General features: G+C 59.5%; 15 protein-coding genes. 3 read left to right on the top strand and 12 right to left on the bottom strand.

The features are described 5' to 3' along the window. Window positions 1-83: 83 nt before the first annotated feature. From MHZ97_RS12375 to trmJ, 3 genes are all read right to left on the bottom strand, one after another. Window positions 84-1,250 (bottom strand): IscS subfamily cysteine desulfurase, encoded by a 1,167-nt coding sequence (locus tag MHZ97_RS12375; protein WP_103794362.1) that lies wholly within the window; start codon window positions 1,248-1,250, stop codon window positions 84-86. 89 nt (window positions 1,251-1,339) lie between these two features. Further along, entirely contained in the window at window positions 1,340-1,837 is a 498-nt protein-coding gene (iscR, locus tag MHZ97_RS12370) for a Fe-S cluster assembly transcriptional regulator IscR (RefSeq protein WP_103794363.1), read from the bottom strand. Between the two features lie 108 nt (window positions 1,838-1,945). Then, a complete protein-coding gene (gene trmJ / locus MHZ97_RS12365) occupies window positions 1,946-2,683 on the bottom strand; it encodes a tRNA (cytosine(32)/uridine(32)-2'-O)-methyltransferase TrmJ (protein WP_239314761.1) in 738 nt (245 codons plus the stop codon). A 121-nt stretch (window positions 2,684-2,804) separates the two neighbouring features. On the opposite strand from trmJ, the gene suhB reads away from it, so the two are divergent. Next, window positions 2,805-3,608 (top strand): inositol-1-monophosphatase, encoded by an 804-nt coding sequence (suhB, locus tag MHZ97_RS12360; RefSeq protein WP_103794364.1) that lies wholly within the window; start codon window positions 2,805-2,807, stop codon window positions 3,606-3,608. 230 nt (window positions 3,609-3,838) lie between these two features. Here the strand turns inward: suhB and MHZ97_RS12355 are convergent, their stop codons facing one another. The 3 genes from MHZ97_RS12355 to MHZ97_RS12345 all read right to left on the bottom strand — a co-directional run bounded on the left by MHZ97_RS12355 (window position 3,839) and on the right by MHZ97_RS12345 (window position 6,685). Then, window positions 3,839-4,855: a hypothetical protein gene (locus tag MHZ97_RS12355; protein WP_103794365.1), complete on the bottom strand. Its 1,017-nt coding sequence runs from the start codon at window positions 4,853-4,855 to the stop codon at window positions 3,839-3,841. Between the two features lie 211 nt (window positions 4,856-5,066). Continuing rightward, complete coding sequence (locus MHZ97_RS12350) at window positions 5,067-6,050, bottom strand: nickel/cobalt transporter (RefSeq protein WP_239314762.1); 984 nt, start codon at window positions 6,048-6,050, stop codon at window positions 5,067-5,069. Continuing rightward, window positions 6,041-6,685 carry a DUF1007 family protein gene (locus tag MHZ97_RS12345; protein ID WP_103794367.1) on the bottom strand — a complete coding sequence of 215 codons (645 nt, stop codon included), beginning with the start codon at window positions 6,683-6,685 and terminating at the stop codon, window positions 6,041-6,043. Before MHZ97_RS12345 ends, MHZ97_RS12350 begins: the two co-directional genes overlap by 10 nt. Before the next feature lie 138 nt (window positions 6,686-6,823). On the opposite strand from MHZ97_RS12345, the gene csiE reads away from it, so the two are divergent. Beyond that, window positions 6,824-8,092, top strand: coding sequence for a stationary phase inducible protein CsiE (gene csiE / locus MHZ97_RS12340; protein ID WP_239314763.1), 1,269 nt, complete (start codon window positions 6,824-6,826; stop codon window positions 8,090-8,092). Here the strand turns inward: csiE and MHZ97_RS12335 are convergent. Next, complete coding sequence (locus tag MHZ97_RS12335) at window positions 8,089-9,228, bottom strand: 3-phenylpropionate MFS transporter (RefSeq protein WP_239314764.1); 1,140 nt, start codon at window positions 9,226-9,228, stop codon at window positions 8,089-8,091. The genes csiE and MHZ97_RS12335 overlap by 4 nt on opposite strands. 114 nt (window positions 9,229-9,342) lie before the next feature. Further along, window positions 9,343-10,596 carry a serine hydroxymethyltransferase gene (gene glyA, locus MHZ97_RS12330; protein WP_239314765.1) on the bottom strand — a complete coding sequence of 418 codons (1,254 nt, stop codon included), beginning with the start codon at window positions 10,594-10,596 and terminating at the stop codon, window positions 9,343-9,345. Window positions 10,597-10,926: 330 nt separating this feature from the next. On the opposite strand from glyA, the gene hmpA reads away from it, so the two are divergent. Beyond that, on the top strand, window positions 10,927-12,111 hold the full coding sequence (gene hmpA / locus MHZ97_RS12325; RefSeq protein WP_239314766.1) for an NO-inducible flavohemoprotein: 1,185 nt from the start codon (window positions 10,927-10,929) through the stop codon (window positions 12,109-12,111). Between the two features lie 70 nt (window positions 12,112-12,181). On the opposite strand, the gene glnB is transcribed toward hmpA, so the two are convergent. From glnB to MHZ97_RS12305, 4 genes are all read right to left on the bottom strand, one after another. After that, on the bottom strand, window positions 12,182-12,520 hold the full coding sequence (glnB, locus tag MHZ97_RS12320) for a nitrogen regulatory protein P-II (protein ID WP_033753971.1): 339 nt from the start codon (window positions 12,518-12,520) through the stop codon (window positions 12,182-12,184). Between the two features lie 148 nt (window positions 12,521-12,668). Continuing rightward, window positions 12,669-14,003: a two-component system response regulator GlrR gene (glrR, locus tag MHZ97_RS12315; RefSeq protein WP_103794372.1), complete on the bottom strand. Its 1,335-nt coding sequence runs from the start codon at window positions 14,001-14,003 to the stop codon at window positions 12,669-12,671. Continuing rightward, on the bottom strand, window positions 14,003-14,671 hold the full coding sequence (qseG, locus tag MHZ97_RS12310) for a two-component system QseEF-associated lipoprotein QseG (RefSeq protein ID WP_239314767.1): 669 nt from the start codon (window positions 14,669-14,671) through the stop codon (window positions 14,003-14,005). Before qseG ends, glrR begins: the two co-directional genes overlap by 1 nt. A gap of 3 nt (window positions 14,672-14,674) precedes the next feature. Beyond that, on the bottom strand, window positions 14,675-16,102 hold the full coding sequence (locus MHZ97_RS12305; RefSeq protein ID WP_239314768.1) for a HAMP domain-containing sensor histidine kinase: 1,428 nt from the start codon (window positions 16,100-16,102) through the stop codon (window positions 14,675-14,677). Window positions 16,103-16,512 lie beyond the last annotated feature (410 nt).

Genomic DNA, 16,512 nt, shown 5'->3' with positions numbered 1-16,512 from the left:
ATAACAGATATTGCCGGGTGACGCCAGCGGTTCAAGCTGGAGGCGCGCCGTTTCCGGATCTCTCCGGCACGGCGGCGCAGACGTTAACGTGAGGCAGACACCGGCGCGCGCAGGCGAAGAACGACCTTCCGCACCAGCGCAACGGCGTAGTCAATCTCTTCTTCGGTGGTAAAGCGGCCGAGCGAAAAGCGCAGCGAACTGTGCGCCAGCGCTTCATCGAGTCCGATGGCGCGCAGCACATAGGAGGGTTCCATGCTGGCAGAGGTACAGGCCGAGCCGGAGGAGAGCGCCAGATCTTTCAGCGCCATAATCAGCGACTCGCCGTCGACGCCAGCGAAGCTGACGTTAAGAATATTGGGGGCGCTCTGCGCCAGATCGCCGTTAAGCTGTACGCCATCCAGCGCGCTCAGCCCCTGCCACAGACGCGCGCGCAGCGTCGCCAGGCGCGCCATCTCACTCTCCTGCGCCTCGCGCGCAAGGTGAAAAGCCTCGCCCATGCCCACAATCTGGTGTACCGGCAGCGTGCCGGATCGCATGCCGCGCTCATGACCGCCGCCGTGCATCTGCGCGTCAATAACGACTTTAGGCTTACGGCGCACATAGAGCGCACCGATCCCTTTCGGGCCGTAGAGTTTGTGGGCGGAGAACGACATCAGGTCGACCTTAAGCTCGCTCAGGTCGATCGGCAGCTTGCCGACGCTCTGGGTGGCGTCGACGTGGAAGAGAATATCGCGTGCGCGGCACAGCTCGCCGATGGCGGCGATATCCTGAATCACCCCGATTTCATTATTCACATGCATCAGCGACACCAGCACGGTGTCGTCGCGCAGCGCGGCGCGCACGGCGTCCGGGGTAATAATGCCGTTAGCGGGCGGCGTCAGGTAAGTTACCGTAAAGCCCTCGCTTTCCAGCTGCTTGCAGCTGTCGAGCACCGCTTTATGTTCGGTCTGGCTGGTGATGATATGCTGACCACGGGCGCGCCGGGCGTGCGCGGCGCCTTTCAGCGCGAGGTTGTCCGATTCGGTCGCGCCGGAGGTGAAAATGATTTCACGCGGATCGGCGTTGACCAGCTCCGCCACCTGATTGCGCGCCACGTCCACCGCCTCTTCCGCCTGCCAGCCGAAACGGTGCGAGCGCGAAGCCGGATTACCAAAGGTGCCGTCCAGCGTCAGGAACTGCATCATTTTGCTGGCCACACGCGGATCGGCCGGCGTGGTTGCGGCGTAATCCAGGTAAATCGGTAATTTCATTGCGCTAAAGCTCCGTATCAAAAATCATACGTCTTTATAGCAGATTCGGCCCTGACCGCGTTAGCAGTAAGGGCCGCACAGAAGAGGGATCAGGAGGCGCGCAGATTGACGTTGATTTCCTGAACGCGGTTGTTCTGGAAGCGACGATTGTCCTGTGAATTCTGACGGTCGGCGACGTCGAGGATCTCCTGATTGTTCACCAGCTCAGCCAGCGTGATGTTATTCAGGAAGTCGCTGATGCGCACGCTAAGATCGCGCCACAGCACATGAGTCAGGCAGCGTTCGCCGCCCTGGCAACCCTCTTTGCCCTGGCATTTGGTGGCGTCGACAGATTCATCCACGGCGGTAATGACTTCGCCTACCGCGATGGCGCTCGACTCTTTGCCCAGCAGATAGCCGCCGCCCGGACCGCGCACGCTGGCTACCAGGCCATGTTTACGCAGACGCGAGAATAACTGCTCCAGATAGGAGAGCGAAATGCCCTGACGCTCGGAAATATCAGCCAGCGGAACCGGCCCCTCATGGGAATGCAGGGCAACGTCCAGCATCGCGGTAACGGCATAACGTCCTTTGGATGTCAGTCTCATAGCGTACTACCTCAATAGCGTCCGGTTATCGGAGGATTAGCAAAAGATAGCCGAAGTCTGACATTCCCGAGTATTTTGGTCAACTATTTAACCGAGTAATTTACTCAACTACTCTTTTTCGCCTTTGCGCTTTTCAAACGAGGCCAGCATGCCGCGCAGAATATTCAGCTCGTCGCGCTCCGGGCGGGCGCGGGTGTAGAGGCGGCGCAGCTTGCTCATCACCTGTCCCGGGTTGCCTTCGCGGATAAAGCCGCTGGTCAGCATCATCTGTTCCATATGCTGATAGAAGCGCTCCAGATCGTCTACCAGCGGGTAAGGCGATTCGGCGTAGACCGGCGCGGGCTGCGCTTTTTCCTGCGCCGCCAGCCACGCCATCCGCACCTCGTAGGCGATAATCTGCACCGCCATCGCCAGATTAAGCGAGCTGTATTCCGGGTTCGCCTGAATGGCAACGTGGTAGTGACATTTCTGCAGCTCTTCGTTGGTCAGCCCGACGCGTTCGCGGCCAAATACCAGCGCAACCGGTGCCTGCTGGCCCTCTTCCACGCTTTTTATTCCGCATTCGCGCGCGTCCAGCATCGGCCAGGGCAGCGAGCGTGAGCGGGCGCTGGTGCCAACCACCAGGCTGCAGCCGGCAATGGCGTCGTCGAGCGTGTCGACGATCTGCGCATCGCCGATAACGTCGCTGGCGCCCGCCGCTAGCGAGATTGCCTGCGAGTCAGGCTTAACCAGCGGGTTGACGAGATAGAGATTGCTTAAGCCCATGGTTTTCATGGCGCGGGCCACGGAGCCCATATTGCCGGTGTGAGAGGTTTCCACCAGTACGATTCGGATATTTTGCAGCATAGATTGGCGTCAGTGAGGAAATGATGGGCAGCATGCTAACATAAGTCGAGACATTTAAAGAACGTGCTGCTATAATCCGCGCCGTTTTTCCTCGTTCTTTAACATCCAGTGAGAGATACCGATGCATCCGATGCTCAACATCGCCGTGCGCGCTGCGCGCAAGGCCGGCAACCTGATTGCCAAAAATTATGAAACCCCGGACGCGGTCGAAGCCAGCCAGAAAGGCAGCAACGACTTTGTTACCAATGTTGACCGTGATGCAGAACGACTGATTATCGAAGTGATTCGCAAATCCTACCCGCAGCACTCCATCGTTACTGAAGAGAGTGGCGAACTGGCGGGCGACGATCAGGACATTCAATGGGTTATCGATCCGCTGGATGGCACTACCAACTTTATCAAACGCCTGCCGCACTTCTCTGTTTCTATTGCCGTACGCATTAAAGGCCGTACCGAAGTGGCCGTGGTTTACGATCCCATGCGTAACGAACTCTTTACCGCCGTGCGCGGTCAGGGTGCGCAGCTTAACGGCTACCGTCTGCGCGGCAGCAACGCACGCGATCTCGACGGCACTATTCTCGCCACTGGCTTTCCGTTTAAAACCAAGCAGCACGCTCCAGCCTATATCAACGTGGTTGCGAAACTCTTTACCCAGTGCGCCGACTTCCGCCGCACCGGCTCTGCCGCGCTGGATCTGGCCTATGTCGCCGCTGGCCGCGTTGATGGTTACTTTGAAATCGGCCTGAAGCCGTGGGATTTCGCAGCGGGCGAACTGCTGGTGCGCGAAGCGGGCGGTCTGGTGACAGACTTTACCGGCGGCCATGGTTATATGCATTCGGGCAACATCGTGGCGGGCAATCCGCGCGTGGTGAAATCGCTGCTCTCCAGCATGCGTGACGAGCTGAGCGAAGCGCTGAAGCGCTGAGATGAAAAAGGCGGCTTACAGCCGCTTTTTTCCGGGTAGATATCGTGCCCACGGGGGTGGCTTAAACCGATCGCAAAGTCGCTTGAGTCATCCCTGACCGCTCGGCCCGCGCCGTCCATGGCGCGGGACGCTTTGCTCTTCGGTTTAAGCCACCCCCGTTTCAGAATTCGTGCATATTTGCATAAAAAAGGCGGCTTTTCAGCCGCCTTTTTATTCGCTAACTCTCGATCTTAACGACGTTCGTGGCTCAGAACCTGACGGGGTTGAGTGCGACGACCAATGCGTCCCATCACCGCAGCCAGCACCGCTTCAATCAGCAGCATAAAGAAGGCGTACCAGCTCGCTTTCGCGGTGGCCGCAGCCGCCTGCTCAGCCGCTTCGCGCGCTTTCTGTTCTGCCTGCTGCTTCAGCTGTTGATACTGCTGCATCGCTTTCTGATAGCTCTGTTCGGTCTGGTTCACGATCTGTTCAACTTCCTGATCGCTCTTACCGGTGCGCGCCTTGATGATATTTTTCAGCGCGTCGCGGTCAGCCGCCTGCAGCGTATCAGCATGACGATTCATCACGCCGCTAATCCAGTTAGTAATATCCGTATCGGCGTTCTGCGGATTTTGCGCAGTATTTTTCGCCTGGTTTTCCGCGTTATTCGCTTCGCTATTTACGTCCTGCTGTAAATTTTCCGGCTGCAGTTCAGGTTTGCCGGTCTGGCGCAGGGTGGTTTGCAGTTCATTCTGCAAATCGTCGAGGTTAATATTATTCTCCTGCAGCTTCTGTTTCGCATAATCGGTTACAGAAGGCGCCGCAGCAGAAATACCGCTACCCACGGCCTGGAAGCCTGCGCCAATAATATTGAACGCGCCGCCAATCAGGCTGCTGGCGAGAGAAACGGCCAGCCAGATAGTGAATAAGGTGCTCAGGCCAAACATCAGCAGACCATGCAGTGCGCCTTCACGCTGCGCCAGACGGCCCGCCAGATAGCTGCCCACCGCCATCGCGATTAACATGCTCACGCCGGTCCAGATTAAAGCGCCAGTGCCCAGGTGCTGCAGCGGATTTTGCTCCTGTTGCGGATCGACAGTGGTGGCACCCACCGCCGTGCCGAGCAGCGTCAGTAAAATATGAACGATCAGCGCGCCAATTACGCCAGCGAATACGGCGCTCCAGGAAATACGTTTTAACGGTAGCCCCGCGTGCGTTTCAGTAATGGTTTCTGTTGTGCCATTATTATTAATCCGGGTTTCATGCATGGTGGTTCTCCTCGCAACAGACAACGTTAAATAATCAATATTAAAAAGGAACATAACAATTGGTTGTTGTTATTTAGCGTAGACGAGAAAACTATTTTCACCAGAGCAAGCGGCAATATATTGCAATAACCGAAGCGTGAAAATTTGAGATAAGCAAAGCGTAATAAATCAAGGACGCAAGATAATATTTTTTGCGTCCCCGGTGCGACGGCTAGCCGAACGGGCGAAGGCCGCCGCCGATGCCCGGCGCAGCGCTTTGCCATAACGCCAGTCCCGCTGCGATCAGCAGCATGCTGCAAAGCAGCGCCAGCAGAGGCGTCACCAGCGCCGCCGCAGAGGCCGCGCGGCTTTCGCTGCCGAGCCGCTGCGCCAGTGCCCGCGAGCGCTGCACCAGCAGGCCGATGGCGGAAATGGTTAACGCCGTGCCCAGCGCCATCACCGCGGCCGACAGCACGCCCCAGAGATAAACGCCAATAACGCGCGAAAACAGCAGCATCATGATCGCGCCCGAACAGGGACGCAGCCCCATCGACGCCACCAGCAGCAGCTGAGTTTTAACGCTGACCGCGCCAGCGACCTGTTGCGCGTTCGGCATATGCGCATGGCCGCAGCCGCAGTGCGCGTCGTGCTGATGTTCGGCGCGCAGGGCGTGAATCTTCATCGGCGAGCGCGGCCGCAGCTGGCGTCGCAGCGCCTTTATGGCCCGCACGCCGATCCATATCCCGAGGCCGATCACCAGCAAATAGCTGCCCTTCTCCAGCCAGTAGCTGCTGAGATGCAGCTGACGCGATGAGGTTTGCAGCACGACCAGCATCAGCGTCACCAGCAGAATGGCGACGCAGCCCTGCAGCAGCGACGCCAGCAGCGTCAGCCTGAGCGTGACAGTAAGGCGTGTCGGATGGGTGGCAAGAAAGGTGGCGATCACTACTTTGCCGTGGCCGGGCCCCAGCGCATGCAGAACCCCATACGCCAGGCTGAACAGCACCAGCAGGCCGCCAGCCTGGCCGGGCGCGGTTTTAACCTGCTGCAACAGCTGGGTCATCTGCTGATGTAGCCCTCTCTGCCAGATGGTGCTCTGCAGCAGAATCTGTGGCCAGTACTGCCACAGCGCAAAGGCGCCCGCCGCCAGCGCAGCGGCCAGCAGCCACAGAGGCCAGGCGCGACGCGCACGAAGGTAAGAAGGCATCAACGACATGTCAGCGTCACCTTTTGTGCAAACTGACGCCCCAGATCCATCTGCTCAGGCGGCGCGTCAGCCTTATCCAGCGACAGCGCGTACTGCTTCAGCGAACTGTCGGGTTTTGGCGTCTGTAGCGCTAGCTGGCAGCGCGCCTGCAGCGAGTCTGGCAGGCTCAGAGCGTGGGCGTCACGATAGGTCATATCGACGAAATAGGTGGGATCGAACGTCAGGATGTCGAAGCGCTGTCCGGCCAGCTGCGGCGGCTCCGCCAGCGGCAGAATAAACGTCAGCACCGCTTTGTCGCCGCTGCGCGACAGCGCGTAGGAGGTCGGCAAATTAAGAAACTTAACGCGCTGGCCGTTGTGCCAGACCTCGGAAAAGTAGTGCTGGCCCAGCACGTTCGCCATGACTTCTGCCGCCAGCTTCTTCCAGGTTTCGCTGCCGGGCTTCGCATCGCCTGCGTCATAGAGCAGATCGGCCGAGGTAATCTCATCCATCGTCCAGCGCATTTTCAGTCCGGTCAGGGTATCGCCGTCGGCAAGCAGTTCGGTCTGCATGTCGATAAAGCTGTGCGGGTGTGCATAGCCGGCGGCGCTCAGCGTCATCAGTAACGAAAAAAGCGCGCTTCTTGTAAGGTTAAAAAGTGACATACCCGATAAAAAGCTCCTGTGAATGGCAAAAAATTGTGACCCGTGCTGAAGCATTGCAGAAAAAACCCGGCGAAAGCCGCGGCCTTTTTTGCCATTGGCTATTCTTAGCGCAATACCGGGCCGCTGGAATCCAGACTGATGAGTTCTGCTCCCTCTTCAGCACCACTCTTCACCCGTTCACAGCGTCGTTGTCATTTGCTGCTGCTATTGTATCTGCCCACTCCCGCACTTACGCTCGAAAAACTCTGTCAGCTGAACGGGGTTGATGCTGTCGTCGCCCGACAGGATATCGAAGATGTCAGGGATGAGATACAGCGTTATCACCAGCTGGAACTGCATCATATGGTGGACGGCAGCTTTCGCATTCACGGCACCGAGCTGGATCGGCGACTTTGCCTGCTGCACTGGCTGCGGCGCGGACTGCGCTTGTCGGAAAACTTCGTGCGCGACCATTTCGCCGCGCCGCTGCGCCAGCGGCTGAAAGTGATGAAAATAGAGAAAGCGCTCTACGACGAGACCAATCTGCAGGCGCTGATCCAGCACTGCAGCCTGAAGCTCTGCCGCGATTTCAGCGCGCGCGATCGCCTGTTTCTGCAAATCTTTATGAAGTATGGCCTGATGCAGCGCCAGCCCGCGCTGTTCAACGAGCGCCAGCTCGCCTGGCTGCAGCAAAAGTATGAGCGCGAGGCGGCGATGGACGTCATTCTGCACTGGCAAAAGCGCTGTCACCTGGCGCCGCATATCAGTGAAGCGGAGTTCTGGACGCTGCTGTTTAGCCTGATCCACGCGCCAGCGCCTGACTCGCTCGATCATCCCTGCAGCCAGCGGCTGATGCAGGCCACCAGGCAGCTGGTCGCCGACTTCGAGCAGCTGGCTGAACTGCGCTTCGAGGAGCCGCAGGAGCTGACGGAGCAGCTCTATACCCATCTGGCCCAGGCGCTGGATCGCTCCCATTTCGGCATCGGCATCGATAACAGCGTGGCGCTGGACGTGACTAAGCTCTATCCGCGCCTGCTGCGTACCACCCAGCAGGCGCTGAACGATTTCGAAACCGCTTACGATCTGCGCTTCAGTCAGGAGGAGGTGAGCCTGATCGCGGTCATCTTCGGTGCCTGGCTGATGCAGGAGAACGCGCTGCAGGAGAAGCAGGTGCTGCTGCTGACCGGCGAAAACGCCCGGCTTGAGCAGCAGCTCGAGCAGCAGATTCGGGAAATTTCGCTGCTGCCGATAAATATCAAATATCAGGAGATGAGCGACTTTCAGCGCGATGGCGCGCCGCGCGAGATCGCGCTGGTGATTTCACCTTACGCCACCTCGCTGCCGCTCTATTCGCCGCCGCTGATCCACGCCGAGCTGCCGCTGAGCGAACATCAGCAGCAGCGTATTCGGGCGCTGCTGGAGGCTTAAACCGCGCGCGGCCGCAGGAAGAGCGCGGGCAGCGCCACCAGCGCCATCACCCAGAAGAGATGTCCCTGCAGATGGGTAAAGAGCACGCCGCAGATCATGGTCATCACCGCGATGCCGCCGCCCATCGCCAGCGCCGAATAGATCGACTGCAGGCGAATAACGTCCGGGCCGCTGCGCGCGGCGATAAAGCGCATCGCCGCCAGATGGCAAACGGTAAAGCTGCCGCAGTGCAGGATCTGCCCGACAATAAGCCAGGGCAGCTCAACGGTCGCGCCCAGCAGCGTCCAGCGCGCCAGCGCGCAGAGGCCGGAGAGCAGCAGCAGATCGCGCGCGCGCCAGCGGCGAAACAGGCGATTGCTCAGCGCGAAAATCACAATCTCCGCCACTACGCCCAGCGACCACAGATAGCCTACCACCGACGCGGAGTAGCCGCTCTGCTGCCACCAGATAGCGCTGAAGCCGTAATAGGCGGCGTGCGCCCCCTGCATCAGCGTGACGCACAGCATAAATCGCCACACGCTGTTTTCACGCAGCAGATCGCGCCACGCCTGCCAGCCACCGCTCGCCGCGCCGTGGCGCTCTTCGCCCTGCGGCCGGGTGTGCGGCGGCAACAGCATGCCGCCCAGCATCGCCAGCAGGCCGACGGAGAGCAGCGCCAGAATCGCCTGCGATGACCAGTGATTCACCAGCAGCCCGGTCAGCGCAGAGCTGATAACGAACGCCAGCGATCCCCACAGCCGCACTGGCCCATACTTCAGGCCAATCTGCTGCGTCCAGGTCGCGGCCAGCGCATCGCTGAGCGGCACCAGCGGCGAGAAAAAGAGGTTAAAACCGACCATCACGAAGAGCAGCCACAGCCACTGCTGCCCTATCCAGTAGCCGGCGGCGAACAGGCCGGTCATCAGCGCCAGCAGCCGCAGCGCGTTAATCAGCTGCGCCGGATGCTTTACCTGCGAGGCGATCAGCAGGCTGCCGACGAAGCGCGCCACCATGCCGCAGCCCAGCAGCAGGCCGATCTTTCCCGCGTCGAGGCCGGTATCTTTCAGCCAGACGCCCCAGAAAGGCAGATAGATGCCGTAGCAAAAAAAGTAAGTGAAATAGCCAAGACCGAGCCATTTAGCCGAGCCGATAGTCATTCTGCCTCCCGCAGCAAGCGTCCATAATCAGTAAGTGCGCGCGATTTTAGCCTGGCAGCGGCAAAAAAAAGGATGGCCGAAGCCATCCTTTTTTACGATCGCACAGGCGTACGCTTATGCGTAAACCGGCAGACGCGAGCAGATCTCCAGCACTTTCTGTTTGGTGCGTTCGATAGTCGCTTCGTCGTTAACATTGTCCAGCACGTCGGCGATCCAGCCAGCCAGCTCGCGAACGTCCGCTTCTTTAAAGCCGCGACGGGTCACCGCAGGCGTACCGATGCGCACGCCAGAGGTAACGAACGGGCTTTTCGGATCGTTCGGCACGCTGTTTTTGTTAACGGTGATGTTGGCGCGGCCCAGCGCGGCGTCCGCCTCTTTGCCGGTCATGTTCTTGCTGACCAGGTCAATCAGGAACAGATGGTTATGGGTGCCGCCAGATACGATGTCGTAGCCGCGCGCGATCAGTACTTCTACCATCGCTTTAGCGTTCTTCGCTACCTGCTGCTGGTACGCCTTGAACTCCGGCTCCATCGCCTCTTTAAACGCGACCGCTTTACCCGCGATAACGTGCATCAGCGGACCGCCCTGTCCGCCAGGGAAGACGGCAGAGTTAAGTTTCTTGTAGAAATCTTCGTCGCCGCCTTTCGCCAGGATCAGGCCGCCGCGCGGACCCGCCAGGGTTTTATGGGTGGTCGAGGTGACGATATGGGCGTGCGGCACCGGGGTCGGATAAACGTCAGCGGCGACCAGGCCAGCCACGTGCGCCATATCGACGAACAGGTAAGCGCCAACGCTGTCAGCGATTTCGCGCATTTTCGCCCAGTCACAAACGCCGGAATAGGCGGAGAAGCCACCGACGATCATTTTCGGCTGATGCGTTTTCGCCAGCTCGGCCAGCTCGTTGTAGTCGATTTTGCCGCTCTCATCGATGCCGTAAGGCACGACGTTATAGAGTTTGCCGGAGAGGTTGACCGGCGAGCCGTGAGTCAGGTGACCGCCGTGCGCCAGGTTCATACCCAGAATAGTGTCGCCCGGCTGCAGCAGCGCGGTATAGACGGCGAAGTTAGCCTGCGAGCCGGAGTGCGGCTGCACGTTGGCGAAGTCAGCGCCGAACAGCGCTTTAGCGCGATCGATCGCCAGCTGCTCAACGATGTCGACATATTCACAACCGCCGTAGTAGCGTTTTCCCGGATACCCTTCCGCGTATTTATTGGTGAGCTGTGAACCTTGCGCCTGCATTACACGTGGGCTGGTGTAGTTTTCAGAAGCAATCAGTTCAATGTGCTCTTCCTGACGCACTTTTTCTTGCTCCATCGCCTGCCACAACTCGGCATCATAATCGGCAATGTTCATTTCACGCTTTAACATCCGCATCTCCTGACTCAGCTAACTTTTTAACGGCGGTTTAGGCTCCCTTAGGAGCAAAGGCCAACAGTGTAAACCGTTTTGCCGGGTGACGGTAGCGCCAATTCCGTAATCAACGCAAACGATTGGCTCGCCGCTGGCAAAGGTTTTTTACGCTTTTTGTCCCCCTCTTCTTATCACGATATTTCATCAGGTTGTGACGCAAATTTTTTCAGCCTGTCGCTAAACCTTGCCAGCGTAATCACCTTATTTCGCGGCGGGTTATTTACAACCTTCAGGGCGCGATCATAACATGTATTTAAAATGCAACTTTACGCCGCCAGAGGTATTCCTATGCTTGATGCACAAACCATCGCTACCGTGAAATCTACCCTCCCCGCCGTTGCCGCCGTCGGACCGAAGCTTACCGCTCACTTTTATGACCGCATGCTGACGCAGCATCCCGAACTCAAAAACGTCTTCAATATGAACAACCAGCGCAACGGCAACCAGCGAGAAGCGCTGTTTAACGCGATCTGCGCCTATGGCGCGAATCTCGATAATCTGGCGGCGCTGCTGCCCGCCGTTGAAAAGATCGCGCAGAAGCACGCCAGCCTGGCGATTAAGCCGGAACAGTACGCCATCGTTGGCGAGAACCTGCTGGCGACGATTAAAGCGCTGCTGAATCCAGGGGATGAGGTGCTGGCGGCGTGGGGCCGCGCTTACGGCGTGCTGGCGGAGGTCTTTATCCAGCGTGAAGAGGCGATTTATCAGGAGACCGAGCAGCAAAAAGGAGGCTGGCGCGGCACTCGCCCCTTCCGCATTGCCGCTATCGAGACGCAGAGTTCCGTTATCAAAAGCTTTACCCTGGCCCCGGTCGATGGCGGCGCGGTGGCGGCCTTTAAGCCGGGTCAGTACCTTACCCTGCATCTGCACCCTGCCGGCTTTGAGTTCCAGCAGAACCGCCAGTATTCGCTTACTCACGCCAGCAACGGCGAAACATACCGTATTGCGGTGAAACGCGACGCGCAGGGCACCGTCTCCGGCTGGCTGCATGACAACGCGCAGGTCGGCGATGTACTGGCGTTAACCGCGCCGCACGGCGATGTTTTTATGGCGGTGAGTACGGATACGCCGGTGGCGCTGATCTCGGCGGGCGTCGGCGTGACGCCGATGCTGGCGATGCTGCATGCGCTGGCTGACCAGCAGCATGCCGCGCCGGTGACCTGGCTGCACGCCACGGAAAACGGCGCGCAGCACGCCTTTGCGGATGAAGTGGCCGAGACGGCCGCCCGCCTGCGCGACGTTAAGAAGCGCATCTGGTACCGCGTGCCGGAGGCGGCTGACGCGGGCCGTTACGATGCCGAGGGCGTTATGGATTTGACCGCTGAAATCGCGCGGCTGCAGGATGCGCGCACCCAGTTCTGGCTGTGCGGGCCGGTAGGCTTTATGCAGTTTATTGCCGGTCAGCTGCGCGACGCGGGCGTAGACGCTTCACGCATTCACTATGAGGTGTTTGGTCCACATAAGGGACTCTAGCCAGACATAAACAAAAGGCCGCTGATAAAGCGGCCTTTTACTGGCTCCCCTCTCTCTGCTACAGCAGAAATTAGATCGCCTCTTCGTCCTCTTCGCCGGTACGAATACGCACCACGCGCGACACGTCGAAAACAAAAATCTTACCGTCGCCGATTTTACCGGTCTGCGCGGTTTTCATAATGGTTTCCACGCAGGTGTCGACGATGTCGTCGCCCACCACCATTTCGATTTTCACCTTGGGCAGAAAGTCGACCATATATTCCGCGCCGCGATAGAGCTCAGTGTGCCCTTTCTGACGGCCAAAGCCTTTCACTTCAGAAACCGTCATCCCGGTAATGCCCACTTCAGCTAAGGCTTCGCGCACATCATCGAGTTTGAATGGCTTGATAATCGCATCAATCTTTTTCATGTCAGACCCTTTTCTCACTCCCTCCGTGGCCGGATGGGGTGCTGTAAGTATAGACCCGCAGCCGCAGGCTACAGGGGCGTTGCCCGCAACGCATCCCGCCCGCAGGGGCATTCGTCGACGCTCTCAGGCGCTTCATCGCGCCAGAAAGCTACTCTTTAAAATCGCTGGCGTCCAGTTCATGTCGGGACAGCAGCTTATAAAACTCGGTGCGATTGCGCCCGGCCAGCCGGGCGGCGTTGGTGACATTGCCTTTGGTCATCTGCAGCAGCTTGCGCAGGTAGTTAAGCTCAAACTGGTTGCGCGCCTCGACAAAGGTCGGCAGCACGCTGCTTTCGCCGCTGAGCGCCTGCTCGACCAGCGCATCGCTGATCACCGGCGACGAGGTCAGCGCCACGCACTGCTCGATCACATTCACCAGTTGGCGCACGTTACCCGGCCAGCTCGCCGTCATCAGCCGCTTCATCGCATCTACAGAGAAGCTGCGCACAAAAGGCTTATGTCGATCCGCCGCCTGGCGCAGCAAATGGGCGGCGAGCAGCGGAATATCTTCGGTCCGCTCGTGCAGCGCGGGCAGCTTAAGGTTGACCACGTTCAGGCGATAAAAGAGATCCTCGCGAAACTCTTTCTTCTCCATCGCCTTCGGCAAATCGCGGTGGGTGGCGGAGATAATGCGCACGTTAATGTCGATATCGTGATTGCTGCCGAGCGGACGGATTTTGCGCTCCTGCAGCACGCGCAGCAGTTTCACCTGCAGCGACGGCGGCATATCGCCGATCTCGTCCAGAAACAGCGTGCCCCCCTCCGCCGCCTGGAACAGCCCTTCGCGCGCGCTGACCGCGCCGGTAAAGGCGCCGCGCGCATGTCCGAACAGCTCCGACTCCAGCAGCTGCTCCGGCAGCGCGCCGCAGTTGATGGCGACGAAAGGTTTGCCCGCGCGCGGACTGGCGGCGTGGATCGCCTGCGCCAGCACCTCTTTGCCGCTGCCGCTCTGGCCGTTGATTAAGACGCTGACGTCGGACTGCGCCACCATATGCGCCTGCTCCAGCAGCCGCAGCATGATCGGGCTGCGGGTAACGATCGCTTCGCGCCAGCGGTCGTCGCTGGCGGGGGCGCGCTGCGCCAGCGCGTCGTCGATCGCCTTATAGAGCGCATCGCGATCGACCGGCTTGGTCAGAAAGCTAAAGACGCCCTGCTGCGTGGCAGAGACGGCGTCGGGTATCGAGCCGTGCGCGGTGAGAATAATCACCGGCAGGCTGGCGTTGCGCTTCTGGATTTCGCCGAACAGCGCCAGCCCGTCCATTTCGTCCATACGCAAATCGCTGATGACGAGATCGATCGGCTCTTTCTGCAGCAGGCGCAGCGCTTCCGGCCCGCTGGCGGCGGTCGTGACCTGGTAGCCCTCGCTGCTAAGGCGCATGCCCAGCAGCTTCAGCAGGCTGGGATCGTCATCTACCAGCAGCAGACGTGCGGATTGTCTGGCCATTAAGGCTCCTCATGTGACGACGTTTCCGGCGCATGGCCGCTCTCGGTGACATCTGGCGTCTTGCGCGAAGAGAGCTGGCGCTCAATATCCGTCAGGCGCTCCAGCTTATGCTGCGTGTCGTTAAGGGTGTTGCGCATCTGGGTCAGCTGCTGACGCAGCGCGTCGAGCTGCGCATCGCTGCTCTGCTGCAAATGCGCGAAGCGCGAGCGCGTTTCGCTGAGTTCGAGCTGCGCGACCTGATTGCCGCGCCACAGCTGGATCAGCGGGCGCACCGCGCCGGGAAAGCGGCTGCTGTAGGCATCCAGCGCCTCAACGTAATCGCGGCGCTCCAGCGGCGTAACGTTGCCGTTAGCCATCAGAATGCCGTTTTTAAAGGCGCGCGCCCAGCCTTCTACCGGCCAGCGATGCGCTTCGGCACGCGCCTCTGCGGGCGACAGGCGCTCGGCGCAGTCGATGGCGCGCAGCCAGTAGAGCGGATTGCCCGTCGCCGTGGTGCTTTCATTGCGCCAGACGCTGGCGCAGTCGGTCGCCAGATAATCGGGCAGCCTGACCTCCGGCTCGGCGACGACGGCGTCGTGATGCGCGGACGAAGCGGCCGGGGAGGCGCTGCAGCCGCTGAGCGACAGGCTCAGCAGCGCGGTTAAGAGTGAGGCGAAGAGGATGTTCATCTGTCAGAGAGTCCCGGCTGTGTGATTCAGTACAATACGAAAACAAACGTCGGCATCTTTGCTGTCGATCAGCTGCAGATCCCCCTGCATGCGGCGCAGACAGTCTTTGGCGATGCTCAGTCCCAGCCCGCTGCCTTTTATCGGCCCTTTGCGCTGCAGGCTCCCCTGGAAAAAGGGTTCGAATATCATTTCGCGCTCTTTCTCAGGAATCGGCGTGCCGCTGTTGGCGACCTCTATCCACACCTTGTCGCCGTGCAGCTGACTGCGCAGCCAGATGCTACCGGATTCGCCGCCATAGTTCACGGCGTTAGAGTATAAGTTATCGATGACGCGCATCAGCAGCTCTGGCTCCGCGAGGCAGCTTTTCACCTGCAGATCGCGCTGCACATGCATCAGCTTGGCGCGCGCCGGCAGCGCATGGGCGCTGACCACCATATCCACCAGCTCAACGATATCCACCGTTTCCAGCGTCGTCGGCTCCTCCACCAGCTTACGGTTGTAATCAAGCAGCTGTTCAATCAGGCGCTGCAGATGGCGGCTGCTGGTATCCAGAATCGCCACCACCTCTTTCTGATCGTCGTTCAGCGCACCGACCACTTCATCCGCCAGCAGCTCCGTGCCTTCGCGCAGGCTGGCGAGCGGCGTCTTCAGCTCGTGGGAGAGATGGCGCAGGAACGCGTGACGCTGCGTCTCCAGCCAGGCCAGCCGCTCGCTAAGCCAGACGATGCGCTGGCCCAGGGAGCGCAGCTCGCGCGGGCCGCGGAACGCCACGGTCGCGCCCAGTTCGCGCCCTTCGCCGAGCCGGTTGATCATGCGCTCGACGCTTTTGACCGGCCCGATAATCATGCGGGTAAAGAGCAGCACCAGCGCCAGGCTGACGATAAACAGGATAAGCGCCTGCCAGCCGAAAAACTGGCCGCGATCGGCAATTTCGCGCTGCAGCTGCAGCCCGCGAGCGAATACTACTTCACGCGTCTCCTGCACCAGCTGCGCGTTAACGGCGGAAAAGCGATCCAGCGCCTGCGAGGCGGCCGCGACCGGGTTGCCGTTACTGCACTGGAGTTGAGTGAGCTGCGGCAGAATGGCACGCAGCGTCTGGAATGCGGTCAGCGCGGGCAGGCTGGAGGCGTGAGAGTCAAGTATCTGGCTGTAACGTGCGCGCTGCGTCTGATAGAGGCGCGCCAGGGTGGCGTCGCCCAGCACGCAATACTGGCGGTAGCTGCGCTCCAGCTCCAGCGCGGTACGTGCCATCGCTTCGCTGCGGCGCACGTCGGTGAAGGTATTGCGGTTGGTATCGGCGGCCTGATCGCTTAACGCCGACAAACTTTCCCAGGCCTGCCAGGCGAGCACCAGCAGCGGCAGCAGCACCAGCAAAAACGCCATTAGCACCAGCTGGCGCAACGAACGGGGAAATAAACGCCATCTTCTCACGCGGTCGCTTCCTTTAATAAACGCTGTGTGAATGCTAGCGAAGTCCGCTAGTGGAAGATAGAGCGGAAATGAAAACGGCAGGCCTTTCGGCCTGCCGTGAGAGCGACGCCGCAGCATCGCCTGAAAATAAGGTGGAGCCTAACTCAACGTTGCGCCCGATATTTGAAAACGTTGCAGAGCAAACGATTATCAACAGGTGGACGGCAGGCTCCGTTTGGTGCGTCATTCAGTTTTTATGAGCTCTACCGCAGTGCGGGGCAATCATAAACAGGAGAATGAGCCACGAGCTAATATTAGCAAACTTCGTGCCAAAAAAGAAATAACATTCTTTTTCAGAGAGTTGCCAGCCCCCCTTCCTCGCCGCACGCGCTCTTCTGTCGCTAAAAACCAACAGTAAAAGGGCAGGGAAA

Source organism: Pantoea sp. ACRSC (assembly GCF_022346785.1).
Classification (GTDB): Bacteria; Pseudomonadota; Gammaproteobacteria; order Enterobacterales; family Enterobacteriaceae; genus Pantoea; species Pantoea alvi.
The sequence above is the reverse complement of the archived record's forward strand: the minus strand, read 5'-3'. Positions and strand labels throughout refer to the sequence as shown.

What these genes read in the sequence shown, in the direction of transcription:
- MHZ97_RS12375 (WP_103794362.1), bottom strand. Translation starts at nt 1,250, where the DNA reads ATGAAATTACCGATTTACCTGGATTACGCCGCAACCACGCCGGCCGAT.
- iscR (WP_103794363.1), bottom strand. Translation starts at nt 1,837, where the DNA reads ATGAGACTGACATCCAAAGGACGTTATGCCGTTACCGCGATGCTGGAC.
- trmJ (WP_239314761.1), bottom strand. Translation starts at nt 2,683, where the DNA reads ATGCTGCAAAATATCCGAATCGTACTGGTGGAAACCTCTCACACCGGC.
- suhB (WP_103794364.1), top strand. Translation starts at nt 2,805, where the DNA reads ATGCATCCGATGCTCAACATCGCCGTGCGCGCTGCGCGCAAGGCCGGC.
- MHZ97_RS12355 (WP_103794365.1), bottom strand. Translation starts at nt 4,855, where the DNA reads ATGCATGAAACCCGGATTAATAATAATGGCACAACAGAAACCATTACT.
- MHZ97_RS12350 (WP_239314762.1), bottom strand. Translation starts at nt 6,050, where the DNA reads ATGTCGTTGATGCCTTCTTACCTTCGTGCGCGTCGCGCCTGGCCTCTG.
- MHZ97_RS12345 (WP_103794367.1), bottom strand. Translation starts at nt 6,685, where the DNA reads ATGTCACTTTTTAACCTTACAAGAAGCGCGCTTTTTTCGTTACTGATG.
- csiE (WP_239314763.1), top strand. Translation starts at nt 6,824, where the DNA reads ATGAGTTCTGCTCCCTCTTCAGCACCACTCTTCACCCGTTCACAGCGT.
- MHZ97_RS12335 (WP_239314764.1), bottom strand. Translation starts at nt 9,228, where the DNA reads ATGACTATCGGCTCGGCTAAATGGCTCGGTCTTGGCTATTTCACTTAC.
- glyA (WP_239314765.1), bottom strand. Translation starts at nt 10,596, where the DNA reads ATGTTAAAGCGTGAAATGAACATTGCCGATTATGATGCCGAGTTGTGG.
- hmpA (WP_239314766.1), top strand. Translation starts at nt 10,927, where the DNA reads ATGCTTGATGCACAAACCATCGCTACCGTGAAATCTACCCTCCCCGCC.
- glnB (WP_033753971.1), bottom strand. Translation starts at nt 12,520, where the DNA reads ATGAAAAAGATTGATGCGATTATCAAGCCATTCAAACTCGATGATGTG.
- glrR (WP_103794372.1), bottom strand. Translation starts at nt 14,003, where the DNA reads ATGGCCAGACAATCCGCACGTCTGCTGCTGGTAGATGACGATCCCAGC.
- qseG (WP_239314767.1), bottom strand. Translation starts at nt 14,671, where the DNA reads ATGAACATCCTCTTCGCCTCACTCTTAACCGCGCTGCTGAGCCTGTCG.